The 14,813-nt window shown below is 41.4% G+C and carries 16 protein-coding genes; 10 read left to right on the top strand and 6 right to left on the bottom strand.

Annotated features, from left to right (window positions below; translation table 11 throughout):
• Positions 1-62: 62 nt before the first annotated feature.
• Positions 63-1,388, bottom strand: a complete 1,326-nt coding sequence (gene dsdA, locus V6E90_RS08000; protein ID WP_332605032.1) for a D-serine ammonia-lyase — start codon at positions 1,386-1,388, stop codon at positions 63-65.
• A 327-nt stretch (positions 1,389-1,715) separates the two neighbouring features.
• Between dsdA and V6E90_RS07995 the strand changes: the two genes are divergently transcribed.
• The 8 genes from V6E90_RS07995 to V6E90_RS07960 all read left to right on the top strand — a co-directional run bounded on the left by V6E90_RS07995 (position 1,716) and on the right by V6E90_RS07960 (position 9,835).
• On the top strand, positions 1,716-2,591 hold the full coding sequence (locus V6E90_RS07995; protein WP_332605031.1) for a MaoC/PaaZ C-terminal domain-containing protein: 876 nt from the start codon (positions 1,716-1,718) through the stop codon (positions 2,589-2,591).
• A gap of 17 nt (positions 2,592-2,608) precedes the next feature.
• A complete protein-coding gene (locus V6E90_RS07990; RefSeq protein WP_332605030.1) occupies positions 2,609-4,888 on the top strand; it encodes a molybdopterin-dependent oxidoreductase in 2,280 nt (759 codons plus the stop codon).
• 289 nt (positions 4,889-5,177) lie between these two features.
• Entirely contained in the window at positions 5,178-6,209 is a 1,032-nt protein-coding gene (gene moaA / locus V6E90_RS07985) for a GTP 3',8-cyclase MoaA (RefSeq protein WP_016540297.1), read from the top strand.
• Positions 6,210-6,231: 22 nt separating this feature from the next.
• A complete protein-coding gene (locus V6E90_RS07980; protein WP_016540296.1) occupies positions 6,232-6,483 on the top strand; it encodes a MoaD/ThiS family protein in 252 nt (83 codons plus the stop codon).
• Positions 6,484-6,485: 2 nt separating this feature from the next.
• On the top strand, positions 6,486-7,001 hold the full coding sequence (locus tag V6E90_RS07975; RefSeq protein ID WP_332605029.1) for a molybdenum cofactor biosynthesis protein MoaE: 516 nt from the start codon (positions 6,486-6,488) through the stop codon (positions 6,999-7,001).
• A gap of 17 nt (positions 7,002-7,018) precedes the next feature.
• The gene (gene moaCB / locus V6E90_RS07970; RefSeq protein ID WP_065343835.1) at positions 7,019-7,942 is read left to right on the top strand and encodes a bifunctional molybdenum cofactor biosynthesis protein MoaC/MoaB; all 924 of its coding nucleotides are present in this window, start codon (positions 7,019-7,021) and stop codon (positions 7,940-7,942) included.
• Positions 7,942-9,171, top strand: a complete 1,230-nt coding sequence (locus V6E90_RS07965; protein WP_332605028.1) for a molybdopterin molybdotransferase MoeA — start codon at positions 7,942-7,944, stop codon at positions 9,169-9,171. The genes moaCB and V6E90_RS07965 overlap by 1 nt, the downstream gene beginning before the upstream one ends.
• Positions 9,172-9,352: 181 nt before the next feature.
• Positions 9,353-9,835, top strand: coding sequence for a winged helix-turn-helix transcriptional regulator (locus V6E90_RS07960; protein ID WP_016540292.1), 483 nt, complete (start codon positions 9,353-9,355; stop codon positions 9,833-9,835).
• 4 nt (positions 9,836-9,839) lie between these two features.
• Here the strand turns inward: V6E90_RS07960 and V6E90_RS07955 are convergent, their stop codons facing one another.
• Positions 9,840-11,237 carry an aminotransferase-like domain-containing protein gene (locus tag V6E90_RS07955; protein ID WP_332605027.1) on the bottom strand — a complete coding sequence of 466 codons (1,398 nt, stop codon included), beginning with the start codon at positions 11,235-11,237 and terminating at the stop codon, positions 9,840-9,842.
• Between the two features lie 124 nt (positions 11,238-11,361).
• Here V6E90_RS07955 and V6E90_RS07950 point away from each other — a divergent pair, with 124 nt between their 5' ends.
• Positions 11,362-12,225, top strand: a complete 864-nt coding sequence (locus V6E90_RS07950) for a DMT family transporter (protein WP_332605026.1) — start codon at positions 11,362-11,364, stop codon at positions 12,223-12,225.
• Between the two features lie 10 nt (positions 12,226-12,235).
• Here V6E90_RS07950 and V6E90_RS07945 read toward each other — a convergent pair whose 3' ends face one another.
• From V6E90_RS07945 to tusD, 4 genes are read right to left on the bottom strand one after another with little or no spacing between them, the layout of a single operon-like run.
• A complete protein-coding gene (locus V6E90_RS07945) occupies positions 12,236-12,547 on the bottom strand; it encodes a TusE/DsrC/DsvC family sulfur relay protein (protein ID WP_016540289.1) in 312 nt (103 codons plus the stop codon).
• A gap of 37 nt (positions 12,548-12,584) precedes the next feature.
• Positions 12,585-12,860, bottom strand: a complete 276-nt coding sequence (locus V6E90_RS07940) for a hypothetical protein (protein WP_016540288.1) — start codon at positions 12,858-12,860, stop codon at positions 12,585-12,587.
• Positions 12,861-12,871: 11 nt separating this feature from the next.
• Complete coding sequence (locus V6E90_RS07935; protein WP_016660231.1) at positions 12,872-13,222, bottom strand: hypothetical protein; 351 nt, start codon at positions 13,220-13,222, stop codon at positions 12,872-12,874.
• Between the two features lie 43 nt (positions 13,223-13,265).
• The gene (gene tusD / locus V6E90_RS07930; protein ID WP_016660232.1) at positions 13,266-13,634 is read right to left on the bottom strand and encodes a sulfurtransferase complex subunit TusD; all 369 of its coding nucleotides are present in this window, start codon (positions 13,632-13,634) and stop codon (positions 13,266-13,268) included.
• Positions 13,635-13,701: 67 nt separating this feature from the next.
• Between tusD and V6E90_RS07925 the strand changes: the two genes are divergently transcribed.
• Complete coding sequence (locus V6E90_RS07925; RefSeq protein ID WP_065343839.1) at positions 13,702-14,709, top strand: SDR family NAD(P)-dependent oxidoreductase; 1,008 nt, start codon at positions 13,702-13,704, stop codon at positions 14,707-14,709.
• Positions 14,710-14,813 lie beyond the last annotated feature (104 nt).

Genomic DNA, 14,813 nt, shown 5'->3' with positions numbered 1-14,813 from the left:
TTTGATTTAAGCGAAAACAGAGAAGTGTAACTTCTCTGTTCATCGCTCAGATTGAGATAGGTTTATGCTTGCGCCAGATAGTTTTGCATTTCTTCTGTAGGAACCATCCCACCTCCAGTTGCCCATACAATATGATTGGCATGCTGTAACTGCTGTTCAGTAAATTGATGCAAATCGATATAAGCTTGATGTTGGTTGACTAAAATCGGGCCTAGCATACCTGCAAGCGCAGAAGGCTCAAGTTTTAGGTTTTCAGACTGGTTGAGCATCCCGAGCAAGCGATACATGGTTTGATCATCCAATGTATAAAAACCATCTAATAATCGTTGCATGGCACGACCAACAAAGCCAGAAGCACGTCCTACTGCAAGACCGTCTGCCGCCGTAATATTGTCAATACCGATATCCTGAACTGAAATTTCATCATGTAAACCAGTGGCTACACCGAGTAACATACAGGGTGAATGAGTGGGTTCGGCAAAGATACAATGCACGTGATCGCCAAAGGCCATTTTGAGACCAAATGCAACACCACCAGGCCCACCACCGACACCACAAGGTAAATAAACAAATAAAGGGTGATCTTGGTCTACAATCAGGTGAAGTTGATCAAATTGTTTCTTTAGACGCTCGCCAGCGACTGAATACCCTAAAAATAGAGTGCGAGAATTTTCATCATCAATAAAAAAACAATTTGGATTTTCTAATGCTGCTTTTCGGCCTTGTTCTACTGCCACACCATAATCTTGATCATATTCGATAACATTTACACCATGTGAACGTAACTTGTCCTTTTTCCATTGGCGGGCATCAGCTGACATATGTACCGTCACATCAAAGCCTAACTTTGCGCTCATGATGCCAATCGAAAGGCCAAGATTACCTGTAGAGCCAACTGCAATGCTGTATTGACTGAAAAAATTTCTAAATTCTGGGCTGTCCAGTTTTGCATAATCATCGTCAAGAGTAAGCAGATTGGCTTCTAATGCAAGTTGTTCTGCTCGATAAAGTACCTCATAGATACCACCTCGTGCCTTAATTGATCCCGAAATTGGCAGATGACTGTCTTTTTTCAGCCAGAGTTTGCCTGCAATTTTTTGCTCAAAGTACGTTTCAAGAGACCGCTGCATATTCGGGATATTAATTAGCTCAGATTCGATAATACCTTGAGTTGCAAGCGTTTCTGGAAAAACAGCCATGAGGTAGGGTGCAAAACGTGCTAAGCGGTCCCGGGCATCATCAATATCCGATTGATTAAGCCCAACATAAGGTAAACCTTCATCTAGCGTGGTGAAATTAGGGTTAAACCAAACTGTCTCTTTGAGTTCGATCAAGTCTTTAATAATGGGATAGTGTGTAACAAGGTTTTGAATTTGATTCGAATCCATTCGGTTTCTCATAAAAATTTTACATACATCAATAACAGCGAATTGCCCAAAGAGATTACATACATTTGGATAAGTCTTCCAGTATGCTTGAGATTAAACCAAGAACAATGATTTTTCACGTTTTTAATGCAGACTTTTGGTGAATGATATTATTTGATTGGAGATTAACTTTTTTAATTTCTGACCAGGACACTTGACCTTTAATTAAATGAGTTCTATTTTAGAACTTAATTGATTTTTGACCATATCAGGCATATCTAATCAGGACTAGAATTAACCCAAATATGGTTTGAACAGTGAGAAAAATAAAAGGAACAGGAGTTTCATATGTTTGCGATTCGTTACCAGCAGATTCCATTGCAATTTTTATTTGAACATCAGGCAACTTTGGCAGGACTGGGGAAAATAGGCTTACGCAGTCTAAAAAAATCCAAGATTGCTCAAGTCGACTGGCAGACACTTGCACCGATCAATGAGGTGATTGATGCGCCGAGTCAAGATTTGATTGAGCATTACATCCAATGGAGTGGTGCTGAGCCTGGTAAGTATCAAGACTCAATCCCCCCACATATGGTGTCACAATGGGGACTGTCCTTTGCAACACGATTATTGCTTCAAACTCACTACCCATTAAGCAAAGTGATCAATCAGGGCGTCAGCCTGAAAATTCATGGCATGATTCCACGAACTGAAAAACTCATGATTCAAGCCAAGATCGCACAGGTGGATGAACGTAATGGTTTGGCACGTGTTTCAGTTCAAATTACCACAGGTACGATTGCTGAACCTGAATTGGTAGAAGCAGTACTACATATGGCTTTTATTCTGCCTCATTTTGAAAAAACCAAACGCACGGAAACAAGCGACACTAAGCTTTGGCAGACACTAGGCGAATGGTCGACTCGTTCAGATGATGGTTTGAAATTTGCCTTACTCACAGGTGACTTTAATCCGATTCATTGGATTACACCATTAGCCAAACTCTCAAACTTTGGTCAAAAAGTGTTGCATGGATTTGGGGTGTTTGCACGTAGTTTTGAATTACTGCCACAACCGATTCAGCAAATTGATGTCCGATTTCTAAAACCTGTCAAACTTCCTTCTGAACATAACCAAGTTGAAACTAGTACCGAGCAGGAACAAAAGTATCTCCGTGTTGTTGGTTCAGCAGGGCAAATCTGTTTAATGGGCCAATATTCATAAATAATAGGGTGAGACCAATGACGACGCTAACAGCAGCAAGACAGGATGTAACGGCTTGTATTTTGTGTTCACGCAATTGTGGGCTCAGTGTAGAAATTGAAGATAACCAGTTTAAGAAAATTAAAGGGGATGATGATCATCCTTTCTCGCAGGGGTATGTCTGTCAAAAAGCCGCACGTTTGCAGCATTACCAACAACATGCTGATCGTTTAACTTCGCCGTTAAAACGTCAGGCAGATGGTTCGTTTAAAGAGATTGGCTGGGAACAAGCCATTCAGGAAATTGCTGAGCAGTTGGTACAGATTCGGAATAGTCATGGTGGAACTGCCTTTGCATCTGTAGGTGGTGGCGGTCAGGGTAATCATTTAGGTGCTGCGTATGGTCGTCAGTTGCTTTATGCCATGAAAAGTTTCTATTCCTACAATTCTTTGGCGCAGGAAAAAACAGGTGATTTCTGGGTGAATGGTCGTTTGTTCGGCAGTCAGGCTTGTCATACCACCGAAGACGTTGAGCATGCGGATTATGTATTATTTATTGGCACTAATCCTTTTCAGGCGCATGGGATTCCAAACGCACGTGACACCTTAAAACATATTAAAAAAGATCCGAATCGGACCATGGTGGTGTTTGATCCACGTGTGACTGAAACGGCTAAACAAGCCGATATTCATGTGCAATTAAAACCAGGAACCGATGCTTATCTGATGTCGGCCATGATCGCAATCATGCTGCAAGAAGGACTGTATGATCAACAATTTATTCAGCAGCATACGCATGGCTTTGATCAGGTCAAACAAGCTTTCTTGGCGGTTCCAATTGAAGAGTATATCCAAAAAGCTGATGTTTCTGTGGAGCTGGTTTATCAGATCGTCCGTGATTTTGCTAAAGCGCAACGTGCTTGTGTCCGGATTGATCTTGGTATTCAACACACCTTAAATACCACTTTAAACGGTTATTTGGAAAAGCTTTTATATTTACTCACAGGAAATTTTGGTCAACAAGGCGGCAATAATCTGCATACCATGTTTATTCCAATTCTAAGCAATACTGATGAACGTAATCCTAAATATCGCCGTACTGTACATCATAAAATGTTCCCAATTTCAGGCTTCTTTCCTCCAAATATATTGCCTGATGAGATTCTAAAAGCAGGGGAAAAGCGAGTTCGTGCGGTATTTGTAGATAGCTGTAATCCTTTATTGACCTACCCAGATACGGCTGCCTATGAACAGGCTTTTCAGTCCTTAGAGCTTTTGGTGGTGGTCGATGTGGCCATGACTGAAACAGCGCGGATGGCGCATTATGTGTTGCCTGCACATAGCCAATTTGAAAAGTGGGAATTTACAGGATTTAATCTGGAATTTCCGAAGAATGGCTTTCATTTACGTCACCCCTTATTTAAGGCTCAAGGTAACAGTCTACCTGAAGCGGAAATCTATACCCGTCTGCTCGAAGCCATGCAAGTGATCCCTCTACAGTTTCCGATATTGAGCAAAATTGCAGAAAAAGATTCAGCCAATACGGCTTATCTTGCCTATTTCGGTGCGCTTGGGGTCAGTTTTGCGAAAAATAAAAAGTTAATTCCCTATGCCGCGTCAATTGTATATCGCACTTTAGGCAAAACGTTGCCGAATGATGCCGCATCAACTGCCTTATTATTACCTTTATGTATGCAATATGCAGCTCAACATTACCAAGCGGTTAAGCAAGCAGGCTATGTCGGCAATCGTTTAAGCCTAGGCGTTAAGTTATTCCAGAACATTTTGCAGCAACGCTCAGGTGTGGTGTTATCACAACATGACTATGCTGATGTTTGGGAATTGATCGCCTATAAAGACAAAAAAATTCGTTTGGCAATTCCTGAAATGTTCATTGAGCTGGCCCAACTGAAACAAGGTTCAATGACTTTAACCACAGATTATCCTTTTATTCTATTGGCAGGCGAACGTCGCAGTTATAACGCCAATCAAATTTATCGTGATCCTGCTTGGCGTAAAGTCGATGCAGAAGGGCGTTTAAGGATCAATCCTGAAGATGCTCAGACTTTCGGGGTCGAAACAGGACAGATGCTGCACTGTATTTCTGAGCATGGCAAGATTCAGGTCACGGTCGAACTTGATGAGGGAATGCGCAAAGGCGTGGTGTCATTGCCGCATGGATATGGATTACGCTATCGCGGTGGGGAACCGATTGGGCCACAACTGAATCGTCTTACTTCTGCTCAGCATTGTGATCCGTTATCTAAGACACCCTATCATAAATATGTGCCTGTACGTTTAGAGCGGTTCACCGCTTAGACCTTTAGCCTATTGATATTTTTGCTTAAATGCACCAAATTCTTTCATGTTGTTTAAATTATGTTTGAAATTGGTGCAATATAAACTGAACAAAAATATGCTGACAGGCGCTATTTTTATTTGTAGATTGAAAGTGTGACTAATTCAATTAAATAAGCAACATCATCATAAAGTTGCTGTGTGATTGGAATAATTATTGCTTTAAAAAAATAATTCACTGTGATGAGCAAAACAAGGATGCACAGAAGCTGTGCTAAACCCAGTAAAAAGATTCACAAAATGAGTGCGTATGATGAAGCATGAGAGACCTGAAACGAGCTTACCGATCTTGCAAGATCAGTATGGTCGCACTAAGCGTAAGTTACGGATTTCGGTGACGGATCGCTGTAATTTCAAATGCGTTTATTGTATGCCTGAGCACCCGCAATGGATGAAAAAACACGATTTACTTAGTTTTGAAACCTTATTGGTTTTTTGCAAATATATGGTTCAACAAGGGATTGAAAATATTCGTATTACAGGGGGGGAACCTCTTATGCGACAAGGTGTGGTGCACTTTATTCGGGATTTGCAGGCATTTCGGGCTTTGGGACTCAAACGCATTTCAATGACCACCAATGGCCATTATTTAGCGAAGTATGTGGAACAATTGAAGCAAGCAGGCTTGGATGATCTGAATATCAGTCTGGATAGTCTTGATCCAATTCAATTTAAGCAATTGACTAAAAAAGAGCTTAGCCCTGTATTGAATGGTATTGAAGCAGCAAAAAAGGCAGGTCTTCCGTTCAAAATTAATTGTGTTTTGATGCAAAGTCAAAACCATGACCAGATTTTGCCAATGGTAAAGTGGGCAAAGCAGCACAATATCCCATTACGTTTTATTGAGTTTATGCCGCTGGATGGCGATCAGCATTGGAGCAATCAAGCGGTGGTGAGCGAGGCTGAAATTTTAGCGCAGCTCAAACCTTATTATGACATTCAAGTCTTGCAACAGCAGCATGAACCTGCACGGATCTACCAATTGGATGGTCAATATCAGTTGGGCATTATATCAACCATCACGCATTCTTTTTGTGGTGACTGTGATCGTATTCGCTTAACGGCTCAGGGTGAACTGTATAATTGTCTGTTTGCACAGCAGGGGCTTAATATCAAAGCTGACTTAGAAGCCGTTAAGCAGTCCAATCTGGATATTAAACAGCACGCATTACAACAGCTTGATCAAAAAATTAAGCCTTATATTTGGCATAAGGCCAAAGGCTATCATGCACTACAGCATCAACAAGCACGTAAAATCAGCATGCATATGTTGGGTGGTTAAATAAAAGTGGTCTGGAGAATCTATGCAAACCATTGAGATTAAAATAGAAGCGTTTGGGGCAATCGAAAGATTATTACCAAAGCCGCTGGCATTTGAGTTTGCAACAGACCGAATGGTCAAAGATGTATTGGCGCATATTGTGACACTTTATCCTGAGGCAAATCATGCCATGGAAAAATGTGCCTGTGCGATAGGCGAAGATATCATTACACGGCAAACCGCTTTAGAAACTTCTTGTACCTTGGTGTTGTTGTCGCCAGTGGCGGGGGGGTAAACATGCGTGAATTTGCTAGAGTTCAAGATCAGGCTTTAAGCCTAGACAGCTTTGATCCAATTCAGTCGTTTCCTGAATGCGGTGGCATTGATATATTTATTGGTACAGTACGTAACCATCATGAAGGTAAAGCGGTTAAAGCCTTAAGATATACCTCATATACACCTGTTGCAGAGAAAATGATCCGTGAGATCGAACAGCAAATCCAAGAGAAATATCAAGTCTCTTATGTTCGGGTGATGCATCGGATTGGCTATTTGGATGTCAGTGAAACTGCGATTATTGCCATAGCCTATGCAGCACATCGCCGTGAAGCTTTTCAAGCCTGTGAAGAGGCCGTGGAGCGGGTCAAACATGAAGTGCCGATCTGGAAAGAAGAATTTTTTATGGATGGAACCAGTCAATATGTCGAAGGCTGCTGTATTCGTAAAGATGCAGTCGAACCGAATACTCCAGTCAAGACGCATCAACATGCACACCACCATGAAAATTGTAGCCATGAGCAGATACACGAATAAGGGTTTAGGACGTTAAAATGAAAAATGTTGGGATGAAACCCGAGAGTTATCGTGTTGCAGAAGCACAAGCGATTTTACATGCACCCGCGCATTGCATTCAGTTACTCCGAGATGGCAATACTGAAAAAGGCGATGCCTTAAAAACAGCTCGTATTGCAGGGATTTTAGCGGCTAAACGTACGGACGAGCTGATTCCACTCTGCCATCCATTACCGATCTACCGCGCCGATGTTGATTATGACCTATATGATGATCATGTGGTGATTCTGACCACAGTTGAGACCATTGGCCCAACAGGCGTGGAAATGGAAGCGTTAACCGCTGCAAGCCTAGCCGGTTTAACGTTGTATGACATGCTTAAGCCACATTGTGAGCCCGAAGAACTGTGTTTGGATCAATGTAAATTGCTCAAGAAAAAAGGCGGTAAATCACATTTTAAACGTACGTTACGTCAACCTGTCTCAGCGGCAGTAATTGTACTGTCAGATACGGTTGCAGCAGGGCGTAAACCAGATACTGCGGGTAAGTCTGTTGTTGAAACCTTAACCGAAGCAGGTTTTGATCCGATTCATTATCAAATCTTGCCTGATGAAGCTGATCAGCTTAAAGATTTAGTCCTAGAACTGACCAAATCTTATGCTTGTATTATGACGGTGGGTGGAACAGGCATTGGCAAGCGCGATATTACCGTGGATACCCTAGAGCCACTATTGGAGCGCAAACTCGATGGCTTAATGGAGGCAGCACGCTCATTTGGACAAAAACGAACACCCTATGCGGCGATGTCTCGCGGTGTTGCAGGTTTTATAGACCGTTCATTGCTAGTGACCTTACCGGGAAGCCGTGGCGGCGCAAGTGAATCCATGGCGGCAATTTTGCCTGCACTGGTGCATATTTTTGATGTCTGTCGTGATCTACCCCATCCGGGAGGTTATGAATAATGTCAGGATGTGGTGCTGAAAAAGGTCTGATCAGTATTGATGAAGCATTAGCATTGGTGCAAACCCAACCTAAAGCTTTAAAAGTTGAGACGCTGCCTTTAGCCGATGGACTGAATCGTTATTTAGCCAAAGCGATCAATTCCAATGTCGATCTGCCAAGTTTTTCGCAAAGTGCGGTGGATGGTTATGCCTTGAATAGTTCTGTTGAGAATCTTCAGGGCACGCTATATGACGTGATAGGTGAAATTAAGGCAGGCAGTGAATCTGAGCATAAGCTCAAAGATGGACAAGCGATTCGTATTTTCACAGGTGGGAAAACCCCTGAGGGAACAACGCATGTTGCACGACAAGAAATCGTTGTCGTTGAAGCTAATCAAACGATTCGATTGACTGAACATATTTCAGCGCAAGCGGATATCCGTTTTGTGGGTGAAGAAGTACAACGAGGTCAGCAACTGGCAGATATTGGGCAGCGCATCAATATTGGCGCACTCGCAGCACTCAGTATGGCAGGTGTACAAAGTATCGATGTTTTCCAAGCACCTAAAGTAGCTGTGGTCATTACTGGGGATGAGGTTGCGGAAACGCCAGAAGATTTGCAGGCAGGGAAAGTTTTTGATGCCAATGGGCCGCTATTGAAAGCTTGGTTGCAAGACTATGGCATAGATGCGGAAATCTTGCACATTGCAGATACAGCCGAAGAGGTGACGCAATGTTTTGAGCGGCTAAAACAGCAATATGATTTGATCATTACCACAGGTGGTGTTTCTGTTGGCGATTATGATTTTGTTCGCCCATGTGCATTTGAAACAGGTTTTGAGCAAATCTTCTGGAAAGTGAAGCAAAAACCAGGTAAACCACTGTTCTTTGCCGAGTACGCACAGCAAGCCCAGAGTTGCTATTTATTGGGTTTACCGGGGAATCCTGCTGCTGTTTATGTTTGTATGCAGGTCTATGGCAAAGCCTTGCTAGATGCCTTGCAAAACCAACGCCAGCCCTTGCAATGGTTGAGCGGTGTGCTGACCCATGATTTAAAATCGGATGCACGTGAACGTTTTTTAAGAATGCAGGCTTATTTTGATCAAGGGCAACTCAAGTTCCAAAGCTTGGCGAAACAACAATCGCATATGCTGAGTAACCTCATGCAAGCAAATAGTCTGGTGCGTATACCCGCAAATACCCAACTGGAAGCAGGACAGCTCCTTTCTGGGTTATTCATTCATAACTAAATTGTTTTGATGAATTTATGTAAAATGACTGAATATTGGTACTTTTAGCCAAGTGCCAATATTGCATCTGATGGATAAGGTGGTTTAGTGTATATTTTATATTGTTTAGTTTCTAAACATGACGGTTCAAGACATAGAAGTCTTTTAAATAAAACTTTAAAAAAATGATTAGGTGATAATAATGAAATGGGACGAAATTGGCGACCAGCCGTGTTCAGTGGCGAGGACGCTCTCAGTGTTGGGTGATCGTTGGACAATGCTCATCTTAAGAAATGCATTTATGGGTATACGCCGCTTTGATGATTTTCAGCGGAGTTTGGGACTGACACGTCATGTACTTTCTGAGCGTTTAAAGCGTTTAGTTGAACATGATATTTTAACCAAAGTGCCTTATGTTGATCGTCAGGAGCGGTTTGAATATCAACTGACGGACAAAGGTTTAGACCTATATCCGATTATTCTTTCAATGGTGCAATGGGCCGATAAATGGATGGATATGGGGCTAGGTAAACCTGTTGAGTTCACCCATAAAAGCTGTGGTCGGAAAATTAACCCCAAAGTGGTGTGTTCTGAATGTGATCAACCGATTCAGGCCAAAGATGTACGCGTAGCGGCAGGTCCAGGCTATTTTGCCTTTATCGAACAAAAGCAAAAAACAGCATGATTTTTTATTCCCGTTGTCGTTCTATTTCATGCTGAATAGCATGGGATAGGACCTCAAAGATCTTAGCTTCAAGTGATTGTGCCACATTAAAACGAATAAAATTCTTAAAGTTTTGATTTTGGCTAAATGCATTTCCTGGGGCTAGAATCACACCGTGTTCTAAGCAATTCTGCGCGATACGTGCGCTATCGAAATGTTCAGGCAACTCACACCATAAAAAAATACCGGCGGATGGTTTAATCCATGTTTTGATGCCGAGTTTCTCAAGTTGTTTTACGGTTGTATCCATCGCTTTGGCCAAGCGAACTTTCAATTCCTCTAGATATTTACGATAATTACCATCAGTCAATGCAGCATATAAAATTTCTGAGGACAGGTTATTCCCTCCAAAACAGGTGGCAATTTTTATATCGGCTAGGTCTTCAATCCATTCTGATTGGGTTGCGATATAACCGGTACGAACAGAACCAGACAGCGTTTTAGAAAAACTGCCAATATGAATCACACGCGACAAGCCATCCAAAGCTGCAAGACGCGGAGCACTATGTCGTTCTAGATCTGCGAAGATATCATCTTCAATGACAATCAAATTGGACTGTTCGACCAGTTTTAAAACCTGATAAGCCGTTGATGCAGTGAGCACAGCGCCAGTCGGGTTATGAATGCCAGAATTGGTAATGTAGAGGCGTGGGTTATAGTTTTTTATGGCTTGGGAGAACGCTTCCAGATCTGGTCCAGTCGGCGTATAAGGCACACCAATAATTTGGATTTGGTGTACTTTAAGCAGCGCATGAAAGTTGAAATAACAAGGATCATCAACCAGCACCACATCATTCGGTTTAAGGAAATAACGACAAATTAAATCAATTGCCTGCGTGCCAGAATCAGTTAATAGGATTTGGCTGGGACGTGCTTCGATACCTTTGCTCAAGATTCTGCGTGAGAGCAATTCACGTAAAGGTGCCAGACCGAGTGGGGTTGAATAATCAGTCAGAATGCTAGCAGGAGCTTTAGATACCTTACGAATGGCTTTACGGATATTTTCATGGGGCATCCAGTCATCAGGTAACCAACCGCAACCCGGTTTTAAAACACCTTGTTTGGCTTCGAGGGCTTGTCTTGAAATCCAAAGTGGATCAATACTTCGATCAATTTTTGGATGAATTTCCGAGATGGATAGAGGTGCAAGTGGACCTGCGACGAAAAAGCCTGAACCTGTCTTTGCTTCAATAATGCCTTGAGAAGCAAGACGTTCATAGGCCTCAACAATCGTTGAAACAGATAAATGCAGCAAGCTAGCTAAAGCACGGACTGAGGGTAGGCGCGAGCCAGGAAGTAAAGAGCGGGCTTTTATTTGTTCATGAATATGCTGGATCACGAATTCAATTTTAGTACTTTTCATAACGATACATCCATAACTGTATGGGTAAATAAACCAATACAGTTATTTAGAATTGTACTGTACTGTGTATGGTGTTTAAACCATATCACAGTTTAAATTCTCCATATAGCTTTGGAGAAAATAAATGAAAACTTTAAGTCGTGGTTGGATGAATGGTCTGATCGGGGTGATTATTTTCGCAGGTTCATTACCTGCAACACGTGTTGCAGTTATGGATTTCAGTCCTACCTTCTTAACGGCTGCACGTGCGGCTATTGCAGGGCTGCTTGGTTTGGCTTTGATTTTACTATCACGCCAGCAATTACCAGAGCGCAAAGATTGGCTGCCACTATTTTATGTTGCGATAGGGGTCGTGGTTGGCTTTCCATTATTTACTGCTTTAGCGCTTCAATATGTTAGTGCTGCACATACTATTGTTTTCGTTGGTTTATTACCTTTGGCAACCGCCATTTTTGGTGTGTTAAGAGGTGGAGAAAGACCGAATCTAGTGTTTTGGTTGTTTGCCGTTTTAGGTGCTGCACTAGTTTTTGGTTATATGCTGATTCAAACAGGAAGTTGGGCATTTAACTATGGTGATCTTTTTATGCTGTTGGCAATCATACTCTGTGGCTTTGGTTATGCCGAGGGGGGAAAGCTCTCGAAACATTTGGGTGGTTGGCAGGTGATCTGCTGGGCATTGATTATTACCTTACCCATCATGCTGCTCATTTCATTTTTGTATATGCCAGCAAGTTTTGCACAAATCTCGATGTCGGCAAAACTGGGTCTAGCCTATGTGTCATTGTTTAGTATGTTGATTGGTTTTTTCTTTTGGTATAAGGGTTTGGCACAAGGCGGGATAGCAACAGTAGGGCAGTTACAGTTGTTGCAACCCATTTTTGGTTTGGTCATTGCTGCGGTTTTATTGCATGAACAAGTCAGTGCAGCCATGTTCGCGGTCACGGTTGCGGTAATCGCCTGTGTTGCTTGTGCCAAAAAATTTGCTTAACTGGAAAAAATTATAAGCAATTTGCAGGTTTTGGTATGCCCGCTAACCGACTTAAATGACGGGCAACTAAACCTGTATTAAATCTTTGCTGTAGCACAGCATTATCAATCTCAGGACTAATCGTTTTCATTAAAAATTTTATCAATGGACGTGTTGCTGGTGAATGGCCAAATTGCTGATAAAACTGCCTAACTGCATAAAGAACTTCAAAGTGCCAATCAGTTAATTGTAAATCTAAGGATTTTGCCAACTCCTGAGCAACCTGTTGATTCCAGATACTGTAATCTACTAAATGGCCGTCTTGGTCTAATTCTAACTGCATAAAATAGCCTAAAAAAATAAAAGGAATTGAAGAGAACTTATTTCAAAGAAATACAACGTTTGAATTTTAAGCTAAGGTCAGCAAATTGAGCATAGTCAATCGCCAGAATTTGCGCGCTTAATTCTTCAATAATCAGGTTGTGTTCATTACTTAAACAATAAATGTTTGGATAGGCAGTTATTATTGAGCTGTTCACTTTAATGGCTGCTTCACCCATTAGTACGATAAAGTCATCAGATTGTGCCATTTTTACTAAGTCAGACCACACCTGATCTGCCGCAGATTGGACTAAAAAGAGCGTTGTTTGTTCCATAATGAGACACCTTACCAGTACAATATATGATCAAAAGACTGGGTAAATTCAGGAGTAAGATCAATAAATTCGATCTCCTGATCCGTATTTTTAACGATGTTAAGTTCTTGATTTTTAGATTCAATCAGAATTGGGGTTAAATCATAAAACTCAAAACTTTCGACCATGTTGGCTGCAATTTTGAACTCATGTTTAAGTTGATCGAATTCTAATTTATTGTCTAATAAGCTAATTGCTGCACACTTTAATAATACTTTGACAGAAATACCAAAGGTTGCTAAAACCATAGTAGCGGACAAGCTTTCATTGACTTGCAAACTTGTTAAGTTAGGTTGCGTTAGGATGACGAGTACAGATTTCACACAATTTACCTTTTCAAAGCAACACTCTAGTAAAGAACTTTAATTAAAATTGAATTAAACGAGAACAGCTTTGTACTGCGTCAGCAAGCTCTCCGAGCCCAACCAGTTCAAAGCCTTTGGCTAAGTTGTGATGTTGGAGTGAATGACGTTTTGCATTGTCCGCATCAGTGATTCCCCGAGCAAGGGCGGCGCTGACACAGACAGGGAGTCGAATGCCAAGCTTTTGCCATTCATGTTTTAGATTGCGTTGATCATCAGGAAACCACTGTAAGTCATTCGCAACCTGAACACCATCTTGGTAAAAGAAGACAAGCAATTCTTCATGCTTATTTTGAAGCGCTTGAGCTAAGCCAAAAGCATGCCAAGCCATAATTGATGTAGGCGCAGAAGTGATTAGCAGTAGTGTACTCATTGAATATTCACTATGGTCGTAGTTGGCAAAATGATGATGGACAGATTTAAAGGAAGGTAAGTATACAATGATTTTGGTGACAGGTGGTTTAGGCTTTATCGGTTCTCATATTGCTTTGAGTCTGTTGGCGCATGGGCAAGAGATCGTTATTGTTGATAACTTAGCCAATTCAACCTTGCAAACCTTAGAACGTCTCGAATATATTTCAGGCATGTATATTCCATTTGCAAAGTTGGATGTACGAAATACCCCAGCACTAAATAAAGTTTTTGAACAATATTCAATTGATACGGTGATTCATACCGCCAGCTTTAAGTCCTTAGAAGAATCCACTTTAAAACCGCTTGAATATTATAATGATAATGTCAGTAGTATTATGAGTCTCTTAAGAGCCATGCAGCGGATGGGGGTGAGACAATTAATCAATCTCTCGAGTTTGGCGGTATATGGTCAATCAGATGAAAAATTATCTGAACTGACTGAATTTAACTACAGCTATCCTAATCCTTATGTTCGATCACAACAAATTGTTGAGGATATTATTGCTGATACCTATAAAGTTGATCCTGAATGGCGCATTGTGAACTTGCGATTATCGAATATCGTAGGGGCATTTGAGCATGGTGTGTTGGGTGAGTTTGTTACGCAATTACCTAAGAATATTGTGCCTTTAGCCTTGCAAGTTGCTGCAATGCAACGAGAGTACATCGAGTTGCAAAATCAGGCAGCTACAGCAGATGGTACGGTTGAACGGAGTTTTCTACATGTATTAGATGCATGTGATGCAATTTTAATGACATTGAATTGGTTGAAGTCGCAGAACAATTGTTTAGAGTCATTCAATATTGCGCATACGCAACTGACCTCGATTCAAAGCTTATTAGATGAAATTGCAAAAGTGACGCAAACCCAAGTCAATGTTCAGCCTGCGGTATTTCAGCATCAAGAGCTCGCTAAATTAGGAGCAACAATAGAAAAAGCAGCAACGAACTTAAACTGGTCACCAAAACGTACTCTAGTCCAGATGATTGAAGATGAATGGCGATTTTATTTAAATACCTTAAAGGGTAATTAAGATAATGATTATTATTTACAATTATAACTGCTTTGATTAGGATAACGGCAACTAGCCAAAGCATCACTTTGCTTCAGCCCGTGAGAACTTTAACCAAATAGAGT

The sequence above is a fragment of the Acinetobacter sp. ESBL14 genome, assembly GCF_036668815.1.
In the GTDB taxonomy this organism is placed as follows: Bacteria; Pseudomonadota; Gammaproteobacteria; order Pseudomonadales; family Moraxellaceae; genus Acinetobacter; species Acinetobacter gyllenbergii.
Note: the sequence above shows the minus strand (reverse complement) of the source record. Positions and strands in the feature narration are given on the sequence as shown.

Excerpts from the sequence above, each read along its gene's own strand:
- dsdA (WP_332605032.1), bottom strand. The coding sequence starts at position 1,388 with ATGGATTCGAATCAAATTCAAAACCTTGTTACACACTATCCCATTATT.
- V6E90_RS07995 (WP_332605031.1), top strand. The coding sequence starts at position 1,716 with ATGTTTGCGATTCGTTACCAGCAGATTCCATTGCAATTTTTATTTGAA.
- V6E90_RS07990 (WP_332605030.1), top strand. The coding sequence starts at position 2,609 with ATGACGACGCTAACAGCAGCAAGACAGGATGTAACGGCTTGTATTTTG.
- moaA (WP_016540297.1), top strand. The coding sequence starts at position 5,178 with ATGATGAAGCATGAGAGACCTGAAACGAGCTTACCGATCTTGCAAGAT.
- V6E90_RS07980 (WP_016540296.1), top strand. The coding sequence starts at position 6,232 with ATGCAAACCATTGAGATTAAAATAGAAGCGTTTGGGGCAATCGAAAGA.
- V6E90_RS07975 (WP_332605029.1), top strand. The coding sequence starts at position 6,486 with ATGCGTGAATTTGCTAGAGTTCAAGATCAGGCTTTAAGCCTAGACAGC.
- moaCB (WP_065343835.1), top strand. The coding sequence starts at position 7,019 with ATGAAAAATGTTGGGATGAAACCCGAGAGTTATCGTGTTGCAGAAGCA.
- V6E90_RS07965 (WP_332605028.1), top strand. The coding sequence starts at position 7,942 with ATGTCAGGATGTGGTGCTGAAAAAGGTCTGATCAGTATTGATGAAGCA.
- V6E90_RS07960 (WP_016540292.1), top strand. The coding sequence starts at position 9,353 with ATGAAATGGGACGAAATTGGCGACCAGCCGTGTTCAGTGGCGAGGACG.
- V6E90_RS07955 (WP_332605027.1), bottom strand. The coding sequence starts at position 11,237 with ATGAAAAGTACTAAAATTGAATTCGTGATCCAGCATATTCATGAACAA.
- V6E90_RS07950 (WP_332605026.1), top strand. The coding sequence starts at position 11,362 with ATGAAAACTTTAAGTCGTGGTTGGATGAATGGTCTGATCGGGGTGATT.
- V6E90_RS07945 (WP_016540289.1), bottom strand. The coding sequence starts at position 12,547 with ATGCAGTTAGAATTAGACCAAGACGGCCATTTAGTAGATTACAGTATC.
- V6E90_RS07940 (WP_016540288.1), bottom strand. The coding sequence starts at position 12,860 with ATGGAACAAACAACGCTCTTTTTAGTCCAATCTGCGGCAGATCAGGTG.
- tusD (WP_016660232.1), bottom strand. The coding sequence starts at position 13,634 with ATGAGTACACTACTGCTAATCACTTCTGCGCCTACATCAATTATGGCT.
- V6E90_RS07925 (WP_065343839.1), top strand. The coding sequence starts at position 13,702 with ATGATTTTGGTGACAGGTGGTTTAGGCTTTATCGGTTCTCATATTGCT.